This is a genomic window from Tengunoibacter tsumagoiensis (assembly GCF_003967535.1).
Taxonomy (GTDB): Bacteria; Chloroflexota; Ktedonobacteria; order Ktedonobacterales; family Ktedonobacteraceae; genus Tengunoibacter; species Tengunoibacter tsumagoiensis.
In genome coordinates this window covers 3,171,927-3,192,318 of record NZ_BIFR01000001.1, presented here as the reverse complement: position 1 = coordinate 3,192,318, position 20,392 = coordinate 3,171,927, and the positions used below count along the sequence as shown (strand labels likewise).

Sequence of the window (20,392 nt, the reverse complement as noted above, 5' to 3'; positions counted from 1 at the left end):
GAGAATACACTGGCCCATAGTCTAGCAGGTCGGAGGCTATTTGGCTACTCGTGTACAGTGGGGGCCGGGTCGGCTAGCAAAGCGTCCAAAGTGGTGCGACGAACACGATAGGCCTGGCGCACGCCACTATGGGGAAGTGGTATAGCATCAAGAACGCCACTCTTAATCCAACGACGAACGGTGGTGTCATCCACACGAAGACGTTGGGCCACTTCATTAACCGTGAGTAAATCCGCGTCTGAGTTTTCCACTGGATCCTCTTTCTGGTCGTCCCTACAACCTGTACGACCATTTTCTCACAAGAGACACTAACACCTATGCCTCCTTTTTATCAATTAAAAGCACAGGTAAGCCTACTACTTGTCTATAATGACGAAAATCTAATGGCTTGGTAACTAAGAATGCCTATGTACTCGGTTTAAAAGTTTATCCGCCAATTCTAGACATACTACGGCTCGCTCTTTTAAATCTTTTATCTCCAATATAATGCTTTAACTCTTTATGCGACACGGCCTCACGAATGGCCTGGGCCAGAAGTTCATTATCGCTTGAAGAGCGCAGAACCGAACGCAGGTCGGTCTCTTCTGTGGCAAAAAGGCACGTACGAAGTTGCCCATCAGCCGTCAAACGAATACGGTCGCACGAGGCACAAAAGGGTTCGCTGACCGGATTAATAAACCCTACTTCTCCGATGCCATCTGCAAAGGTATAGCGCCTGGCCGTTTCTGAGGGGTCGCCAGTGGTAATAGGCACAAGAGGTCCGTACTCCGCTTCGATAAGCTCTTTAATCTCCTGTCCAGTGAGGATATCTTCTTTGCGCCACGCTTGATCGGCGTCCAGGGGCATAAATTCTATCCACCGAATGACATAGGCCTTTCGGCGAGCAAGCCTGGCAAAATCAAGCACTTCTTCTTCTGTGAAACCACGCATGGCGACGGCGTTAATCTTGATTGGATGGATCTCTGGATACTGTTCCAACTCTGCCAGGCCAATCAGCACGCTCTCTAACTGATCGCGTCGCGTGAGCTGGGTAAACTTTTCGCGCAGCAGTGAGTCAAGACTGACATTAATACGTGTGAGACCGGCCTGCGCCAATGCTCTGGCTTGCTGCTTTAGCAAGACGCCATTCGTGGTCAGACTCAGACTCTGAAGACCTTCAATCTGACGCAGTTGATGCACGAGCTCAGGCACGTCACGCCTTACCAGTGGCTCACCACCTGTCAAACGTACCTGCTCAATCCCCATGTCCACGGCTACACGCACGACACGCTCAATCTCTTCATAGGAAAGGATCTCTGCCTTCTTTAACCAGGGTAAACCTTCGGCAGGCATACAATAGGTGCAGCGAAAATTACATTTATCGGTGATGGAGATACGCATATTTTTGATACGCCTACCATAACTATCGATTAGTGGTTCCATGAAGGCCTTCTCTCTTTTACACTACAACGAGATGGGGTAAATAGGAGCTCGACAAAAGATCGTACATTTACTATACCACAGAGATGGGAAGCTCTCCTATCCCTTTACAACACGTCCACTGCGTCAGGGCGCTGTAAAAAAAGACAAAAAAACACCGCCTATGATGGGCGGGTGAGATGGCGACGTCTTATTTTCCCATGCAGTTGCCCGCAGAGTATCATCAGGGCTGAAGAGCTTAACTACCGTGTTCGGGATGGGAACGGGTGGACCCTCTTCGCTACAGTCACCAGCTCACCTGCACATACAGGCGGCTTTTTTCTTAACACAATCAATTATATACTATTCCAATCCCATTGTCAAGTCTCTGTCACCATCGCAAGCTTTTCCATAAATAGTGGAAATTCATTTGCAGCTTACGCAGGTAAAGATAATATTTCTCATTTTAATTGTATCATTTTTGTCAAGTGCAGGACATCGTGCTTTTGGGCGGTGTGTTCCATTTGTGCCTCTTGTATACTTGCTATGCAATTTAACAGGGATAGAGCAGAAGGGAACTACCACTATGAAACCGTATTTGTTATGTACACGAAAACAATCTACGCGTCAGGAGAAGGCTGTCTCTGAGCAGGAAGCAATGGTGAAAAGAACAGGCTGGCAACGGGCCTTTACCTCGTTACAGCAACGTAATTTCAGGCTGTTCTGGTCCGGCCAGAGTATCTCTCTATTGGGTACGATGATGCAAAGCATCGGGCAGACCTGGCTGGTGTGGGAACGAACTCATAGCTCCTGGCAGATCGGCCTGGTAGGAGCACTCCAGGCCCTGCCGATTCTCTTCTTTTCGATCTTTGGAGGGGTCGTTGCTGACCGCTGGCCTAAACGGCGCATCCTGCTTTTTACTCAATACGCCGCCATGTGTCAGTCTTTGCTGCTCTGGCTCCTTGTTGTGACTGGCTCTCTCCAGCTCTGGCAGCTCTATCTGTTGGTCCTATTATCAGGGCTCACCAATAGTCTGGGCAAGCCGGTCAGCCGATCCTTTATCGTTGAGCTGGTTGGCAGTGAGGATCTGCCCAACGCCTACGCTTTGAGCTCATCCTTCGCCAGCCTGGCACGTATCGCTGGCCCTGCTCTGGGAGGACTGATTATTGCCTCTACTGATTTCACGGTGCTTTTTTTGCTGAACGCCCTGAGTTTCCTGCCGATCATTATCAGCCTGAGCTTCATACAGAGCCATGAACTTCATAGTCCGGCTTCGCAGGACAAAAGTATGAATCGGCAACAAAACACCTGGCATAGTCTGCATCAGGGATTGTCCTACGTCTGGCACACGCCGGAGATCCTGATGCTCACGCTGGTTGTCGGGCTGGTCCTGCTCTTTGGCTCAAACTTTGGTGTGATTCTACCTTCTATCGCCACCAATCTGCTGCATGCAGGTTCCAGCGGCCTGGGCTTTCTCTCGGCTGCCACTGGCATCGGCGCTCTCCTCGCCGCTATCTGGCTTGCCTGGAGCAATCAAAGGTCAACGCTGCGCGGTGTCCTGCTCATTATGCTCATCTTTGCGTTGTTGGAGGTCGCTTTCTCATTCTCGCATCACTATTATGTATCGCTGCTGCTTATGACCAGCATTGGTTTTACTGAAGAGCTCTTCGCTATGCAGTCTATAGCCACGCTGCAAATAATTACGCCTCGACACCTCAACGGACGCGTCACCAGCGTTCAGGTACTGCTCTTCGACGGCAGCCTCCCTCTGGGCTACCTTCTCATGGGCTGGCTCTCCGCAACCACTGGGGCTCCTACTGCCCTGCTCATCGGTGCTCTCATCTGCCTTCTCGTTGTCATATGTGGATGGATCTATGCTCGCCGGGCATCATTCCTTATTTTGCAGAGCCAGAGTGGTAATCTAGAACGGAAGGGAAATATCCCAACAATATGATCTCCTTACACATTTCGCTCGTGTTCTTTGATCAATGCTCACCTTGCACTGCAACCTCTTCAATACGCAGCGATAACAGACGCGAGACGCTCTCTCGCATGGAGACACCATAGATTACCTGCGCCGCTGTCATTGTGACGCGATTATGGGTGATAACGATAAATTGCGTTCTCTGGGCCAGTCGCTTTAAAATATCACAGAAACGCGCCACATTGGATTCGTCCAGGGCAGCGTCTACTTCATCCAGGAGACAGAATGGGGGCGGGTTGATCTCTAACAAGGAGAACAGGAGGGCGGCAGAGACCAGGGCACGCTCTCCACCGGATAATAATGAAAGGTCCTGAACTTTCTTTCCCGGCGGTTGCACGATGACTTCAATGCCAGTGGGCATGCTGGATTGTACTGCCCCCTCTTCTTCAGTGGCTCTGGCTATAAGCTCCAGGTGCGCTGCCCCTCCATTAAATAAGGTCGTAAAGTGTTCTCGAAAACGAGCATTGACCGCCTGGAAAGTTGCCTCAAATTGGCGAGCCATGGTAGCGTCAAGTTGACTGATAATGGAACGAAGATGAAGGGATGCCTGATCCATATCGGCAATCTGAGTCGAGAGAAAATCGTACCGCGTCCTGGTCTCTTCGTAGAGTTGAGGAGCATTGATATCACATCCACCCATGGCTTTTAAACGGCTTCGCAGGCTATCTATGCGTCTTCGGTTGCGTTTGAGCTGCGCCTCTTCTTCATCAGAAAGATCCCCTTCGTTCTCCTGGACCGGGGTTCCGTCCGCAACATCAATCTGGAACTGCCCCCTCTCTTGCGGCCCTATCTCTTCCTGAAGTTGAACCTGCAAGGTTTCGACTGCATCTGCCGCTTTCTGGCTCTCCAGCAGGGCTTTTCGATAGAGGCTCTCTTGCTCAGCCAGAGCCTGACGCAATCGGCTCCGTTGTTGTTCCATGCCCGTCGTCTGCTGATCCAGCGTGCTCAGTTGCCCTTCGATCTCTTGAAGCTGGACTAAAAGGGTATGAGCCTTCTCATGCGCCCGGGTTAAGGAGCTCTTCTGTTGGGCAATTGTTTCTTGCAGGTGCTGCCGACGCTGGTCGGCCTCTTTGCTACGAGCAATCTGCTGGTCCAGTTGCCCTTTGATCTCTTGCGCTTGCGCACGTTGCTGGGTGAGCTGCTGGAGAAGGGACTTTGCCTCTTGCCGCTTCACAGCCAATGCGGTCCTGGCCTTGCCCAATTCGTCCTGTTGACGACGATAGACAATTGCTCGCTCTTCTAGCTCATACTGAAGATTCTCGACAAGGCCTGCCATTTCACGCTGTGTTTTCTCATGGATCTGGACACGTTCTTGAGCTGCCGCTACCTCTTGCTCAAGACCTGCTACCTCGGCTGCTAATTGTTGTTCGACGGAGGCTGCCAGTTGAATCTCGGTCTGCACACGCTCAAATTCTCTCTGGGCAGTCTGGACATTTTTGTTGATCTCATTGATGCGCATGCTGAGCTTCTGTAGCTCTTTCTCTAAGGCTGTCTGTTCAATTCTGCGGCCCTCTTGTCCACGCTGCACTTCGCTGATCAGGTTATTCATCTGATCAATCAATGCTTTATGCTCATCTAGCTGCTGTGGAAGCTCTCGTAGCTCCCGCTCATGAACCAGAAGACCCTGGGTAGCCGCCCCATCTTTGCCACTTCCGCCCACCAGCCACCCGTCAACATGCAGAACTTCGCCAGCTTTTGTTACTACTGAGGTAAAGGGGAGATCCGTCTCGGATGAGATGCTGAGATGCAACGACCAGGCCAGCAGCTCATGGGCTGCGTTTAGATCCTGCACAATGACGACCCCACGCAGCAGACGGCGAAAAAATGGGATCAGCGCCGTCTCACAACGAACCATCCGCCAGGCAAAGCCGGTCACATTCTCCTGCAATTCTGGAGAGCCCTCTAAAAAGCGCTTCAAAACATCGTCTTCGACCTGCCCCTGAATCTGGATGACTTCCTGGATACCGTCATCATCATCTCCACGCTCCAACCAGGCAACCATAGCTTTGCCAGCTTTTGTAGCATTCAGGAACTCCAGGCAGTGCTGAGCATCGGGAATTGTTTTCACAACGACCGCCTGCATATAGGGCCCCAGGGCAGCTTCTAACGCCAACTCTAAGCCTTCGGGCACTACTCCTAGCTGGGGTACCGGGCCAACCAGACCTGTCAACTTGCCAGCGGGGGCTCGTAAGAGTGCTCGAACACCGTCGCTATAGCCACTTAAGCTCTGACGCCAATTCTTCAGCATAGTCAGACGATCAGATAATGTACGCCGTCTTCGCTCCGCTTCTGCCAGTAATCCTTTTAGACGATCCAGTTCCTGCTGGGCATCCGCAATTGTTCGTGTAAGCGCTTGTTTGCGCTGGGAGACCTGCTGCTCTTCATTGCGGGCTGTTTCAAGGCGCGAACGCTCTTCGATCAGACGACTTTCTCGGGTGCGCTGAGATTGCTGCGCCTGGGCGATCGTCTCGCGTCGTGCTGAAAGCGTGCGATTGCGCTCGCCGACCTGTTTCTGCAAACGCCCTAATTCTGTCTGGCTCGATCCTAGCCGCGCCTGCACCTGAACGAGATCGTTCTGAGCTCCACGCAAGCGACGCTCATCTAGCTCATACTCTTTCTGAACTTTCGCAACCAGGGACTCTAAAGAGGCAAGGCTGGCAGAACCAGTATCTACCGCCTCGTCTGCAAGATCGCATTGCTCTTCTAGATCGATGGTCTGCTTCTGAAGCACAATTGAACGCTCGCGTAGCCGCCGCTCTTCGAGTTGAAAATCTCCGCGCTGTCGCTCCAGGCCAACAATGCGCTCTTCACTGACTGCCAGATCCCGTTCAATCTTCTGTACGACCTCGTTGGCTTCGGCGCATGCTTTACGAGCCTCGGCAATCTGTGCCTGGGTCTGCTGACGAGTGAGGCGTAATTGGTGAAACTGGCTATCCAGGGCCTGCTGAGAAGTCTCTAGCTGCCGGACTTTCTGTTCTTGTTCGCGCTCAGCGTGGCTGGTACGCTCTTTTACAAATAAGAGACGCCGCCATTGCAGTGTATACCAGGCCAGAAGGACCTCTTGCAGCTCTTGATTGAGTTGATTAAATTCATGCGCACGCTCGGCCTGCTCAGCAAGCGGTGCCAGACGAGGCTCTATCTCACTGACGATATCCCGCAGCCGTTCGATGTTTGTCTCTGTCTGTTTGAGGCGCATTTCGGCATCAGTTTTCTGGACCTGAAAGGGGCGAATGCCTGCAGCATCCTCGAATAATCCTCGCCGCTCTTCTGCCCGCAGGCTCAGGGCCGCATCAATGAGACCCTGACCAACGACTGTATATGAGTCATGTCCAATACGAGCTTGCGCAAGAAGCAGCAAGACGTCTTTGAGGCGCACCTTCTGCTTATTGATGAGGTATTCGTTTTCACCCGAACGATAGCTACGACGAGTAACGGTAATCTCGCTATATTCGGATGGAACCCAGCCAGTGCTATTATCGAGCGTTAATGAGACCTCGGCCATTCCCAATGAGGCACGCCCCTGGCCGCCAGCAAAAATGATATCATCACTTTTCTTGCCCCGTAACTGCCGCATGCTCTGTTCGCCCAGGACCCAACGCATCGAATCAGCCACGTTGGATTTCCCGGCACCATTTGGTCCCACCACTGCGGTGATGCCGGGACTAAACTCTAAGAAGGTGCGGGCGGCGAAACTTTTAAACCCAAGCATTTCTAAGCGTTTGAGATACACTGGCTCGACTGATCCTCTTTCCACTGCAATTTGTTCGTGTGAGTGTCCTCGATAATAGCACAGATGCCCTTTCTCGTCGAGTTTATAGTTCTAAATGAGAGAATCTTCCCAAGCAACTGTCGCGGCTTCTAAAATCTGCATAATACACCTATTACAGCTTATTTTCCTGAAATTTGAGGCACCTTATCGCTCAGAGCATCCACAATCGCGATTGAGACTGGCCTGTTCCAGTCTCATTTTGCTCTTGTGAAAACTGTGCCTGGATAGGATGGCTCGTGCGTGTTTATACCAGATACAAGTTGCTTATCCGGAGGAAATTATGCGTGTACTTTGTTGCCTGGACGGTCACAATAGCCAGGAAATTTCACAGGCTATCACAACGCTACAACCAATGAAAAAATTGACTCTCGGTTTACTTTATGTTCTTGACGAATCTCCAACCAGAGAGCTAGAACGACAGCGCGGACTCTCTCTCGAGGAACCTCCAACAACTGGAGCCATCCGTCAGAAAGAGAGCCAGCAATTGAAGGTTCAGCAGATGCACGACATTCTGGCTGAGGGCCAGAGGACTCTCCCTATGGCTCAGGTTCTCCAGCGAAGTGGGCTCCCTGAGCATGAGATCGTCTTAGAAGCTGCTGCCTGGAAGGCCGATCTGATTCTTCTGTGCGCTCGCTCGGCTCAGACTCCCATCTTAATTGGCCCACGAGCATTGGGACATGTGGCACGCTTTGTCGTGGAACATGCCCCCTGTTCTGTTCTACTTCTGCGTTCATTCCGTCAGCCCGTTCAACTGCCAGTTCCAACGCCCTGATAGCTTGCAGGAGGTGAGGTAAGTACAGTCACCCGGCCAGTCCGGCAAGGAATCGTGATCCGGCCCTGTTCGTCTGGGTGGTCAGGCCCAATCTGCTCTTCAAAACTATAAGCAATGGCATCGTAGACGTAGAGCCTCTTCTTCTGAACATAGACGTGTAATGGTCGATGCCAGTTGCTTACACCACGAATAAAACGATAGACATGCGGAGCATCCCATTCGGTCGCATGCACGACAAAGTCTGTTTCTTGCGGAAAAGATTGGAGACTGCTGCGACTTTCATCTTGCGGCATACGGGTAGCTGTTCCCTGCATCAGTTTCCAGACACTTTGCACGAGCAAAGCGGCCCCTCGCTCAGCACATAACTGTTCGAGAGGATCAAAACGAATCCCTTCTGGAAGAGGAAACTGGTCCTGCGCCACAATATCGCCTGCATCCATTTTCTCGCTCACAAAGTGAACTGTAACGCCACCTTGCTCCTGACCCTGGCGCAAGATCCAGAAAAGTGGGACGGGACCACGATTGGCTGGTAAAATCGATGGATGGACGTTCAGACAGCCCAGCGGAGGAAGATCGATAATCTCACGGGGTATTCGCTGTGAAAAGCAGGCTACACAGATGAGGTCGGCCTGATACTCCGCCAGAACCTGCACTGTCACTGCATCAGCAAGATCATAAACATCCCAGGCTGGAAGCTGGTGACGCAGGATCAGATCATCGATGGATAAGCTCCCTGCCATGGTCATCATATGAGAACGGTGAGGCAGCTCTCGTTTCTTGATCGCCGCATGCCGGGCACCTGGAAAAGGGGTTGCTGGCAGAATAACAGCACAGACTTCGATGCCGCTCTTTAGTAATGCGTACAATGAAGGTGAAGAAAAGGCGCTTTGCATTCCAAAAAAGAGGACGCGCGGTGGGCGATTCCCCGGTTTGATTGCACTCACATTATGGTTCACAGATAGATAATCCTTATTACTCTTTTTTACTGCTAACATGCTATGAGAATTGATTTATTCCTCTGTTCAGAATTCATGAACAGCGAAAAAACCTGAAATCACCGCACGCTCCCTTTACAGGACAGGGGAAAGAGGATACTATGAAGGCTGAAGTTCTTCTCACATTCACCCACCATTGTTTTTAAGGGAGAATATCGATTATGGCAAGAACCGTTTACTGTGTCAAATTACAACGAGAGCTCCCAGGCCTGGAGAAACCTCCCTTCCCAGGAAAGCTGGGCCAACGGATCTATGAACAGATCTCGCAGCAAGCCTTCGGTATGTGGCCTGCCCAGCAGACGCTGATTATCAATCACTATGGCTTAAATATGGGCGATCCCGAAGCCAGAAAGATTCTACGTGAACAGATGGAAGAGTTCTTCTTTGGGAAGGATGCCGCGATGCCTCCTGGCTGGACGGCTGAGGCTGCTGGAGCCGGCGCGCCCCCACGCAAAGGCGGAGGCGGGGGAGCACCGCGCAGAAAATGAGAACGCCTGGTGCCATTCTCCTGATCTCATGCTATGAGCTGGGACATCAACCATTTCATCTCGCTTCATTGTCGGCCACACTTCAGCAGGCCGACTATGTTCCTGTCTGTGTGGATACCTCTGTTGATACGCTCTCGGATGAGGCTATTCGGCAGGCTCGCTTTGTCGCCATCTCTGTCCCTATGCATACGGCTTTACGATTGGGCGAACAGATTGCTCAACGTATTCGGCAGATAAATCCTACGGCTCATATCTGCCTGTATGGCCTCTATGCGCTCCTCAATGCGGAACACTTGCTGGATGAGACCATCAATTCGGCAATTGGGGGTGAATATGAGACTCCTTTGCTCAGCTTAATTACTGCCATTGAGCAGGATGACAGTTCACCCGTCCCAGGTGTGTATACGCGTACTGCCTCCAGCGGACCCTGGATCGAGCGCACTCCCTTCCTGGCTCCCAAACGTCAACAATTGCCCGATCTTGAACGCTATGCACGCCTTCAGATTGGCAATGAGATGCGACTGGTTGGCTATACGGAGAGCACACGCGGCTGCAAACATACCTGTTTGCACTGTCCTGTGACACCGATTTACGGAGGGCGCTTCTTTGCTATTCCGGCTGAGGTTGTGCTGACTGATATCCGAACTCAGGTCGCTCGAGGAGCGCGTCATATCACCTTTGGCGATCCCGATTTCTGGAATGGTCCTACCCATGCGCTTCGCATTCTACGCCATATGCATGCTGAGTTCCCTGATCTGACTTTTGATGCGACGATTAAGATTGAACATCTCCTCAAACACCAGAGCCTGCTGCCAGAGATGAAAACACTCGGCTGCGTTTTTATTGTCTCTGCTGTTGAGTCGCTCAATCCCACCGTCCTCTCTCGTCTGGATAAGGGGCATACGGCCAGCGAGGTCAGTAAGGCCTTTGAACTGGCGGAACAGGCCGGAATCGCTCTCCGCCCCTCACTGCTTCCTTTTTCTCCCTGGGAGACGCTTGACAGCTATATCGAGCTGCTCACCTTCTTTGAGGAACGGCACTTGATCGAACATCTTGATCCTGTGCATCTCTCGATCCGTCTGCTCATTCCACCTGGCTCTGCTCTGCTGGCCGCTTCTCACCATGAAGAATGGCTGGGAGAACTGGATGCCGTCAATTATACCTACCGCTGGCAGCATCCTGATCCACGGATGGATGAACTACAACAGAAGGTCGCTCGCGTGGTTGAGCTGGCAGAAAGCCAGAAAGCGGATTCCTTACTCTCATTCTTTGAGGTCAAGGCACTGGCGCTGGCCGCTCAGGGACAACGTCTCTCCACATTCCGAGCCCTCCGCCAGTATGGGGCGGCCAAAGTCTTACCCCATCTCACGGAATCCTGGTTCTGCTGAGCAGAGCCCACTACGGGCCAGTTGGCCCCATAACTTTTTCGCTATTTTTTCACTTTTTTGGAGAACAATATGTTAGAAAAACTGAGTGCCAGTGCACAAAAAGTTCAGCATGCCCTGCTGGAGCAGGGCTTTGCAGGTCAGGTTCAGGAACTACCAGACTCAACACGCACCGCTAAAGAGGCGGCTCAAACGATTGGATGCGAAGTTGCTCAGATTGTGAAATCACTCATCTTCAAAGGGAGCCAGACGCAGAAGGCCATCCTTGTAGTTGCCAGTGGAGTCAATCGCGTCAATGAGAAGCGTCTGGGAGAACTGGCCAGAGAGCCCATTGAGAAGGCGAATGCGGATTTTGTGCGACAACATACTGGCTATGCTGTGGGTGGCGTCCCTCCTCTCGCCCATGCTGAGAAGCTCGAGACGTTTATCGATGAGGATCTTCTCCAGTATGAGCAGCTCTGGGCCGCTGCTGGGACTCCGTTTGCCGTCTTTCCTCTGACGCCAGTAGAGCTACAGACTATGACCTCTGGCGAGGTTGTCTCTATCAAGTAAACCAATTATAGCTCATTCACTGCCCTTTTTCCTCAGTTCTATACTACATATATCTGAGTAAAATAACAGACATAGTTGGAGCATAAACGTATGATGTCAGGGCAGTGGAATCTTTCATTAGATGGAGATTGGGAGATCGGACTCAATCGTCAATATGAGCAGCAGGTGGTGGTACCAGGACTGGCCGCTGATCCCTGTCAGATCACTCAGGGGACGCTCTGGTATCGCCGCACTCTTACGCTCCCCGATGGTGACTGGACACATGCAACGCTTCGATTAACAGGAGCTCGCTTCTGCCCCGCTGTGTATGTCAATGGGCACCTTGTCTCATCCTGTTCTGGAGGGATGACTGTCACCAACCATCCTTTGCAAAGTGCCGCCATCTCTCCTGGTGCGACCATTCAGTTGGAGATTGCACTACAATCACTTCAGAATGTCGATCCAGATGATGCGTCCCTGATTCCACGCGCCGATCGCTGGCGCACCAATCTCTCGTCAGGCCTGTGGGATCATGTTTCGCTCCATCTTCATAGCTCTTCTCATATCACACGGATCATTCCATCCTATGATCTCTCAGCCGATCAACTCAAGATCTCCTGGTGGCTCTCCCAATCTGAACCAATGCCCACTATCCTCACGTTCACGATCCTGGATACGACCGATCGGCAGCTCATCACGATCCAGGAGAAGCTCCTGCCCATCGAAGCAGAGACAGGACAGACAATGCTCAATCTTCAGCACGCCTGTTCTCTCTGGAGTCCAGAACACCCGGTCTGCTATCGCTTACAAGCAACTCTCCGTAGCGCCGAACGCATACTCGATGTCGCCGAGATGACGCTTGGACTCAAAACGTTTCGTACCGATGGACTTCGCTTTCTCTTAAATGAACAACCAGTCCACTTGCGAGCCGGAACAGTCGTCTGGCAGCGCTGGCTTCGTGATCCAGAAGCTCATCAGCTCGCCTTTGATACCGCCTGGTTTGAGCAGAATATCATTCTCCGTTTAAAGCAGCATGGAGCCAATACGCTTCGCTTCCACCTTGGAGTACCACCAGAAGCCTTGCTTGACCTCTGTGATCAGCATGGGCTGCTGGTGCAGACTGAATGGCACTTTTTCCATGGCATGGAGGCATCGCTAGAGAGTCTCTGTACACAGTGGCGCCAGTGGCTTGATCTCTGCTTTCGCCATCCGTCTATCTGCCTGATCCATCCCTGGAATGAGACCGAAGGAGTGCAGCTCCAGACGGCACTTCAGGCGCTCGAACGATTAACACCCGACTACCCACCGCTCGTGATCTCTCATCGCGATGTTTTGCATCTCCATAAATACTGGTGGAGCCTCTTTGAAAATGTGGGGCTCTACTACGACGCTGCGGATCAGTTCCCACTTCCCATTATGGTCGATGAGTTTGGTGGCAATTATCTGGATGGACAGGGGGAACCAGGTGGCTACCCGGCACTGACCGAAAGCTTTCTACGCTTTCTGGGTCATAATCATACAGCCAGCCTGCGTTTACAGCTCCAGACTGAAGCGAACTCTCAGATTGCGGAATATTGGCGCAGATTAGGGGCTGCTGGCTTCTCTCCTTTCTGCATTCTGGGTAGCCCTGAAGATGGCTGCCATCATTTTCTGGGACCCTTGCAAGCAGCAAAGCCCAAACCTGTCTGGGAGGCACTCACCGCCGCCTATGCTCCGCTCAGTTGCAGCCTGGAGGTCTGGGATCGCAACTATCTCCCAGGGCAACAGGTCTCGCTACCAGTTACCTTCTTTAACGAAACGCCTCACCCTCAGTACCTTGAAGCAAACATACAGATTACCTGCGAGGACGTGGCAGATCAGCCTTCCTCTTCTTCATTGCTGACTTGCCAGCTCGCTCCCTATGCTCAGGATCAATGTACCATCACGCTCCAGGTTCCTGACACCGAAGGTTGCTGGCGTTTTTGTGCTGAGCTGCAATCGCCAGTACAGCCAGCAATCACGCATCCTGTTGTCTCATCATGGCGTTTTCGCACTCTACGCCCCCAGGTTCCTGCATCGCTCCAGACCATCACAATCGGGCTCTCCCCTGCTGAGCCAGAGCTACAGACCTTCTGCCTCGAGCAACAGTTGAAGACCTGTGCGCTAACCGATCCTACCGCTTCGCTTCTACTGGGCTCTTCATCTACCTGGGAGGCGTTGAGTCACGGCGCGCTCGATCCTGCCATATTTGAGCAGGCACTTCTCCTGAAGAAATCTATTTTACTGCTTGATGTGGGTCCACAAAAGTTGGGATATGGCTATACGCCAGGCTCAAAAGGGGATTTTTTGCAGGGAAGCCCTCGCGTCAACCGCCCGGAGAAATGGGAGTATGAGCTCTTCTGCGGCTTGCGGCTCTGTTTCCAGGAGGTCGCTGAGCCTGAGAGCTGTCTCCATCCTACCCATGAGACGGCTCATCTCTGGTCTCATCTGGATCAACAGGCAACCTGGCTCTGGAATGGCTTACGAGGTGGACTGATTGTGCCAGCAGTCACTATGGAAGTACAGAATCTGAATGCTGACAGTTTTCTGTCCCTCTGGCAGACACGCGGCGCCGACGGTTCAGCGATGCAACTGGAAGCACACTATGTTGCATATGAGTTAGCTGGCTTCTATGCCTTTGCTCATGGTGATGATCCACAGGTGCACCAGCATCTCCGCGAACGAGTGCAATTCCTCGTGGCTGATGCTCCAGCGCTGGCCGCCTCGCTCGATCCCTACGCCCCGATTCAGAGCTATCCCCTTTCACAGCGCTATCGAGAGCTTCAACAGCAGAGCGAGCAGACGATGGTGCTTACCCCACTGGCAGTCTGTGGCAAACAGCTTGCTCGCACCCCCCTCTGGCAGATTGACTCTGGTGCCCATGCTGGCCGCTTACTACTCTCCCAGCTCATGACCCAGGGAAGGATCGCTCATGGGTCTGGCTCACCAGGACTCTATGGGCTACGCTATGATCCAGCAGCCGTCCAGTTTACACTCAACCTCATCCATCACTGTTTACAATCCAGCAGGGAAACTCTATAGAAAATCATACGTTCTTCTCATCACTCACCGCCTGCTCAAGCTCATTGAGACACTGGACAATCGCGCTTGAATGTTTCATTATAAAAACGAAAGAGCCAGTGCAAAGACGAGATTATACGAGAAAACACAAAGAAAAGGAATAGAGAATGAGTCAACTACCATCAACTATCGCTGCCGATGAGATTGAAAGCTATGTTACGCATGGATATGCGACGAATGGCGAAGTAAAGATCCACTACGCCAGCCTGGGTAGTGGACCATTGATCATTATGGTCCATGGCTTCCCTGACTTCTGGTATACCTGGCGCCATCAGATGGTGGCACTTGCCCCCCAGTATCAGACAGTCGCTTTAGATCTCCGGGGCTATAATCTCAGCGATAAACCTCAAGGTCAAGAACAGTATGCGATGCCTCATCTCATTGGAGATATTCGAGCCGTCATCAAAGCTCTTGGAAAAGAACAGGCGATTGTGGTCGGACATGATTGGGGTGGAGCAATCTCCTGGCAATTTGCTTTATACTATCCAACAATGCTGCAGAAACTGATCATCCTGAATCTTCCGCATCCCTATGGAATGGCTGCTGAGCTGGCCCATAATCCAGAGCAGCAGGCAAACAGCCAATATGCTCGCGATTTTCAGCGCGAAGGTGCTCACCTGCATGTAACCTCCGAAGCGCTAGCGGCCTGGGTACAAGACCCTGAAGCGCACGCGAAGTATCTGGAAGCCATGCAGCGTTCAGATAGGGAGGCGCAACTCCATTATTATAAAGCTAATTATCCACGCCCTCCCTACCAGGAAATCACGACTCAGCTCCCAAAAATCACCGTTCCTGTCTTACAGATTCACGGCTTACAAGATACATTCCTCTTGCCAGGTGCCTTAAATAATACCTGGAACTGGATGGAACAGGATTACACCTTAGTTACTATCCCCAGGGCAGGCCATTTTGTACAACACGATGCCGCCGATCTCGTTACCCGAACCATCAAAAGCTGGTTGGCGCGCTAGAGGAGAGAAATGGATACAGCACTCAAAAAGCAGGCTCTACGGATGTTGACCTATGGGCTCTATATTGTCATGTGTCAGGATGGAAGGGAGGTAAATGCGTTTACAGCCAACTGGCTCACCCAGATTTCGTTTGAGCCGCCTCTACTGGCTATCTCCATCGAAAACGACGCCAAATCTCTTCCCATGATTCTCCACAGCCGCCACCTGACCGTGAACATTCTGCGCACAGGTGAACGTGAACTGGCAGGCAGGCTAGGGAAATCTGGCTTTAAACATCCAGAGAAGCTTCTAGGCATCCCATATCACATCATCGATGCAACATACCCAATCCTGCAAGAGGCGCTCTCCTGGGTCGCCTGTGAGGTCCGTGAGAGCCTCCCTACTGGCGACTCCACTCTTGTTATTGTTGAAGTTGTCAATGCAGGTGTCCAGGCTGAGGGCCAACCTCTGACGATGAATGAAGCAGGTTTTAAACACGCCGGTTAATGCTCTTGCGCTTCGTGAAAGCTTTAGGTTATAGTTTTCTTGAGAGAGGAGATTCCTCCCTCAAGATTACAAGGAGTAGACCTGCATGCAAGGAGGAAACATTTCTGCATCTCATCCTCATCTCCATCATGATCCCGTCTATGACTGCACATTCTGCCAGCACAGTACTATCTCCCACAATATCCTCAAAGAGACGGAGAACTTCTACCTGCTTGCCGATTACGCTCCCCTGGTAGAAGGACATCTTCTGATTGTCCCCAAGAACCATTATGCCTGCTATGGTGCGTTACCAGCTACCTATGATCAAGAATTACAGGCATGTAAAGACGAAGTCGCGCGTTTTCAGACGCATTTTTATACCGCACCAACCTACTGGGAACATGGGGTCTTCCATCAAACAGTCTTTCATGCTCACCTGCACTGCTTCCCATTTGGAGATGTACAGTATCATTCCTCATCTCAACGCCACCAGAAGATCCTCTCATCTCAGGATGAGCTACGCAACTGGTATGGAGCAAAAGGGCATTATTTCTTTTTACAAATTGCTCATCAGAAGCTTCTCTTCGCACCAGATGAAGATGACTATCGCTATGTCATTCAGTCGATCTTCCATCCAGGGATCGCCAACCGGATTCCCAATGCGATCCGACGGACCTCCCTGCAAAGGCAGGCCGAAGGCCAACCGCTCATCGACTCGCTGTTTGCGAATTGGCGACTCTTTCAGAGGCAAGAGGAAAAAGTCTAGCTATTCAGCCCACAAAAAAGCAGTGGCAACATAAACGTAACCACTGCTTTTTTTAGATGCGCCGATGCGCCAATTCTCTTAGCTAACGGCACGAGAAGGAATGCGCTTCGAGTCCAGATACGTCTTCCGACGATCACCAATATACTTCTGCGGCGCAGGACGGACCTCTTCAGGTCTGTACGAGCCAGCTGCATCCGTATTGATGCCCGGAAAATTTGGACCATAATTATAGTGACCAGTCTCCGCTGGCGACAACGGCCCATTTGCAAACATTGGTACACCCGTGATCTGGGGCACCTCAGGCTCTGGAGTGTTGTCATAAAGATCAACGGGAAGCTTGTCAGCATACTGATTGAACAGATCATTTTCAGTCACGGTCAGACAAAGTGCATTGTTCTTCAATTCGTCCTTAATAACGCTTACTGGCACATAATACGGCTTGACCAGTTGACCACGATCAACCAGCACATAGCGGTTGAAACGCGCTCCCACTGTTCCAAGCAGTTCACCATCGCTCCCAAGGACATCTTGACCAATTTGATACTTTGAGTACGCGCCTGCTCTTGCAAGGGTTGGTATGACCTGTTCGGCTGGAGCCGCCATCGGATCCTCGAGGGCCCATCCCAGAATCCCAATCAGGATAAAGGGGGCGGCCACAACGACGAGCCAGGGGCTATCAGGGATGAACAGAAGGCCAACCACTGTCACCAGAATTGCGACACTTAACAGTAAGGGCCATAAACTTGGTGAAGGCAGGTGAATATGATGCTCCTCTTCTGCCACCTCTGCTTCCTCATGTGCTGTGTCCAATGACTGATCGTCAAGGACTAACCCGGCACGGTGAAGAGAACTATCCATAGGCATTTTCCTCTACGGTTATTCTACGGTCTATGAGGACTCCTATTCCTAATAATTGTCCTGCTCATTAAGCATAGCACAAGTCTCTTTTTTTGACCAGAGGAGGTACCTGACTCGCTCCGGGTCTTTCAGCAGATGGAGAAAAAAGATATAATGGTGCCAGTCGCTAATAATCTTATGGGGAATATTTGTATCTAAAGAAGAGAAAGAAGAATCATGGAATCAACGACGCATCATTCAGTAGCAGATACCTCTTTAGTATTTACACGCAGTGACGAGCAGGTGCAGGCGCTCTTGCAGCGGCTCCACGAGGTGGCAGATTTAGAAGCTCTGGGCGCTCTCGCCGACTGGGATCAGCAAACGGCACTTCCTAAGGGAGCCTATGAAGCTCGTATGCATCAGATGGCGACTCTTCAGGGCCTGGTGCACGAACGTTTCACCCATCCTGAGATCGGCTCGTTACTGCAAAAGTTGAGTGAACGCGTCATACAACCAGAGTTCACGGCTGCCGATCGTGGTCTGGTCCGCCAGACGTTACACTCCTATAATCGCGCGACGAAACTGCCACGCTCACTCGTCGAGGAACAAGAGCGCGTTCGAGCTGCGGGCACTGAGGCATGGATCAATGCCCGCTCCAATAATGATTTTGCCACCTTTGCTCCCTGGCTCACCAAAACAATTGCGATCCAACGCGAGATCGCTGATCGTATCGGCTACGCCGAGACACGCTATGACGCCTTACTGGATGCAACTGAGCCAGGGCTCACAACAGCTCGCGTGGAGGAACTTTTCGCACCTGTACGCAAGGTCAGCAGCGATCTGCTCCAGCGAATTCAGGCCAGTGGAACCGATATTGACGATTCCATTCTCCAAGGAACCTTCTCTATCGAGCAACAACAGATTCTCTGCGAGAAGATCCTTCAGGTCATCGGTTACGATTTTAATCACGGGCAGCTCGCTCGCTCAGCTCACCCCTTTACGACCAGTTTTGGCTCTCCTCTCGATGCTCGCCTGACCGTCCGCTATAGTGAGCAATTTCTCCAAAGCTCGCTCATGGCTGCTCTTCATGAAGGCGGTCATGGTCTGTATGAGCAGGGTCAATCAAAGTCTCTCATGCGCACTCCGCTGGCTACTGGGGCTTCAATGGGGATGCATGAATCGCAGTCGCGTCTCTGGGAAAATGCGATTGGTCGCTCTGAAGCCTTCTGGACCAGACACTATGCCATTGTGCAAGAGCTTTTCCCTGCACAATTTAAGAATGTTGATGTTCGTGCCTTTGTACGTGCCTTAAATAAAGTTCAGCCGAGCCTGATCCGCGTTGAGGCCGATGAGGTCACCTATAACCTGCATATTATCATTCGCTTCGAGCTCGAACAGGCCATGGTCAATGGCGAGATCGCAGTAGAGTCGCTACCAGGTCTCTGGAATGCGAAATATCAGGAATATCTGGGCATTACGCCTCCAAGTGATGCAGATGGTATTCTGCAAGATATTCACTGGACCTCTGGCTTTGGCTATTTCCCTGACTATACACTGGGGAATCTCTATTCGGCACAGATCTTTGCTACTCTCCATCGTCTCTTCCCCGATATGGATGAGCGCTTGAAACACGGTGAGACTGGCTTTATCCTGCAATGGCTCCGCGAAAATATGTATGCATTGGGAACAACCTACTTACCAGAAGACCTTATTCAGCGTCTGACGGGTGAGCCAGGGAGCCCCCAGTACTTCATCGATTATCTGACACACAAATTCACTGAGATTTATGATCTCTAGAAAAGGGTGACCACGTGGCCAGTGAGTGATCTATAGTATTCGCTCACTGGCCACATCCTACGCCAGAAAACTTTCTTATAAAGCTTTCTCTTTAAGGAGCAGACCTTCTTCGTAGATACGGCGAATGACATCCTCAACTTCAGGCTCCTGAAAGGTAACATCACGCAGCGGATAACGCGCTCCCAACCAGGCTACCAGTTCATGCGCAGGCATCGTCTCGCGCCCAAAGCTCAAAACAAGCGTTGGACCATCACTACTCAAGACCTGCACACCAGCTGGAAGATCTGGCAAGATTGGCACGTTCTGCTGATTCCCTGGGAGTTGAGACGCGCTATCAAGGGTTGCAATCAGCGTCCGCTCTCCACCAAACCGTTCACGAATCGCGGTAACAGTACCATCATAGAGCTTCTGTCCATGATCGATGATCAACATGCGCGGGCAAAGGGTCTCAATATCATCCATATCATGGGTGGTCAACAGGAGTGTTGTCCCTCTCTTTGTATTGAGCGCTAGCAGGGCTTCACGAATCCTGGCTTTGGCAATCACATCCAGCCCAATTGTAGGCTCATCAAGATAGAGCAGCTCTGGCTCATGAAGCAGTGCTGCGGCCAGATCGCCTCGCATACGCTGCCCCAGCGACAACTGCCGAACTGGTGTATCAATAAACTCATCCAGATCCAACATTTTTCGCAGTTGAGCAAGATTTTCACGATGGCGTATTTCTGGCACACGATACAGATGACGTAGCAACTGCAATGAGTCAATCAATGGCAGATCCCACCATAACTGCGTTCGTTGACCAAAGACGACGCCGATACGTGCGGCCAGGCTCCTTCGTTGCTGGATTGGATTGAGTCCGGCCACCTGAAGATGCCCGGCCGTTGGCTTGAGAATACCGGTCAACATCTTAATGGTCGTACTCTTACCAGCTCCATTTGGCCCAATCAGACCAACCATCTCTCCCTGCTGAATAGAGAGCGAGAGATCGCGAACCGCCTCAACGCTTCTTACCTCTGGATCAACAATGCTACGAACGCCTCCCAAAAAACCGGTGCGTCTTTTCGTAATGCGAAAGGTCTTTTGTAATCCCTTAGCTTCAATCAGAACAGTCATTCTCTCTTTCCTCTCTTGTTCG

At 51.5% G+C, this 20,392-nt stretch carries 16 protein-coding genes and 1 rRNA gene; 10 read left to right on the top strand and 7 right to left on the bottom strand.

Annotation, left to right across the window (positions count from 1 at the left end; all coding sequences use genetic code 11):
* Positions 1-44: 44 nt before the first annotated feature.
* From EL628_RS12595 to rrf, 3 genes are all read right to left on the bottom strand, one after another.
* Positions 45-251: a helix-turn-helix domain-containing protein gene (locus EL628_RS12595; protein WP_126580291.1), complete on the bottom strand. Its 207-nt coding sequence runs from the start codon at positions 249-251 to the stop codon at positions 45-47.
* A gap of 175 nt (positions 252-426) precedes the next feature.
* Positions 427-1,422 (bottom strand): GTP 3',8-cyclase MoaA, encoded by a 996-nt coding sequence (gene moaA / locus EL628_RS12590; RefSeq protein ID WP_126580290.1) that lies wholly within the window; start codon positions 1,420-1,422, stop codon positions 427-429.
* Between the two features lie 174 nt (positions 1,423-1,596).
* A 5S ribosomal RNA gene (rrf, locus tag EL628_RS12585) occupies positions 1,597-1,713 on the bottom strand.
* Between the two features lie 271 nt (positions 1,714-1,984).
* Here rrf and EL628_RS12580 point away from each other — a divergent pair.
* A complete protein-coding gene (locus EL628_RS12580) occupies positions 1,985-3,352 on the top strand; it encodes an MFS transporter (protein WP_126580289.1) in 1,368 nt (455 codons plus the stop codon).
* A gap of 31 nt (positions 3,353-3,383) precedes the next feature.
* Here the strand turns inward: EL628_RS12580 and smc are convergent, their stop codons facing one another.
* Positions 3,384-7,136, bottom strand: a complete 3,753-nt coding sequence (gene smc, locus EL628_RS12575; RefSeq protein ID WP_161975467.1) for a chromosome segregation protein SMC — start codon at positions 7,134-7,136, stop codon at positions 3,384-3,386.
* 295 nt (positions 7,137-7,431) lie between these two features.
* On the opposite strand from smc, the gene EL628_RS12570 reads away from it, so the two are divergent.
* Entirely contained in the window at positions 7,432-7,923 is a 492-nt protein-coding gene (locus EL628_RS12570; RefSeq protein ID WP_161975466.1) for a universal stress protein, read from the top strand.
* Here the strand turns inward: EL628_RS12570 and EL628_RS12565 are convergent.
* The gene (locus tag EL628_RS12565; protein ID WP_161975465.1) at positions 7,899-8,879 is read right to left on the bottom strand and encodes a methionyl-tRNA formyltransferase; all 981 of its coding nucleotides are present in this window, start codon (positions 8,877-8,879) and stop codon (positions 7,899-7,901) included. The genes EL628_RS12570 and EL628_RS12565 overlap by 25 nt on opposite strands.
* 200 nt (positions 8,880-9,079) lie before the next feature.
* On the opposite strand from EL628_RS12565, the gene EL628_RS12560 reads away from it, so the two are divergent.
* From EL628_RS12560 to EL628_RS12530, 7 genes are all read left to right on the top strand, one after another.
* Positions 9,080-9,406: an oxidative damage protection protein gene (locus EL628_RS12560; protein ID WP_126580285.1), complete on the top strand. Its 327-nt coding sequence runs from the start codon at positions 9,080-9,082 to the stop codon at positions 9,404-9,406.
* The gene (locus tag EL628_RS12555; protein ID WP_126580284.1) at positions 9,403-10,794 is read left to right on the top strand and encodes a CUAEP/CCAEP-tail radical SAM (seleno)protein; all 1,392 of its coding nucleotides are present in this window, start codon (positions 9,403-9,405) and stop codon (positions 10,792-10,794) included. The genes EL628_RS12560 and EL628_RS12555 overlap by 4 nt, the downstream gene beginning before the upstream one ends.
* Positions 10,795-10,863: 69 nt before the next feature.
* Positions 10,864-11,343 (top strand): YbaK/EbsC family protein, encoded by a 480-nt coding sequence (locus EL628_RS12550; protein ID WP_126580283.1) that lies wholly within the window; start codon positions 10,864-10,866, stop codon positions 11,341-11,343.
* Positions 11,344-11,433: 90 nt separating this feature from the next.
* On the top strand, positions 11,434-14,382 hold the full coding sequence (locus tag EL628_RS12545) for a glycoside hydrolase family 2 protein (protein ID WP_126580282.1): 2,949 nt from the start codon (positions 11,434-11,436) through the stop codon (positions 14,380-14,382).
* A 146-nt stretch (positions 14,383-14,528) separates the two neighbouring features.
* Positions 14,529-15,392: an alpha/beta fold hydrolase gene (locus EL628_RS12540; protein WP_126580281.1), complete on the top strand. Its 864-nt coding sequence runs from the start codon at positions 14,529-14,531 to the stop codon at positions 15,390-15,392.
* A gap of 9 nt (positions 15,393-15,401) precedes the next feature.
* A complete protein-coding gene (locus EL628_RS12535) occupies positions 15,402-15,878 on the top strand; it encodes a flavin reductase family protein (RefSeq protein ID WP_126580280.1) in 477 nt (158 codons plus the stop codon).
* 85 nt (positions 15,879-15,963) lie between these two features.
* Complete coding sequence (locus EL628_RS12530; RefSeq protein ID WP_126580279.1) at positions 15,964-16,623, top strand: HIT family protein; 660 nt, start codon at positions 15,964-15,966, stop codon at positions 16,621-16,623.
* 78 nt (positions 16,624-16,701) lie between these two features.
* Here EL628_RS12530 and ctaF read toward each other — a convergent pair whose 3' ends face one another.
* Positions 16,702-17,481 (bottom strand): aa3-type cytochrome oxidase subunit IV, encoded by a 780-nt coding sequence (gene ctaF / locus EL628_RS12525; protein ID WP_161975464.1) that lies wholly within the window; start codon positions 17,479-17,481, stop codon positions 16,702-16,704.
* A 216-nt stretch (positions 17,482-17,697) separates the two neighbouring features.
* Here ctaF and EL628_RS12520 point away from each other — a divergent pair, with 216 nt between their 5' ends.
* Positions 17,698-19,257, top strand: a complete 1,560-nt coding sequence (locus tag EL628_RS12520) for a carboxypeptidase M32 (RefSeq protein ID WP_126580277.1) — start codon at positions 17,698-17,700, stop codon at positions 19,255-19,257.
* A 75-nt stretch (positions 19,258-19,332) separates the two neighbouring features.
* Here the strand turns inward: EL628_RS12520 and EL628_RS12515 are convergent, their stop codons facing one another.
* Positions 19,333-20,370 (bottom strand): ABC transporter ATP-binding protein, encoded by a 1,038-nt coding sequence (locus tag EL628_RS12515; protein WP_126580276.1) that lies wholly within the window; start codon positions 20,368-20,370, stop codon positions 19,333-19,335.
* Positions 20,371-20,392: the final 22 nt, after the last annotated feature.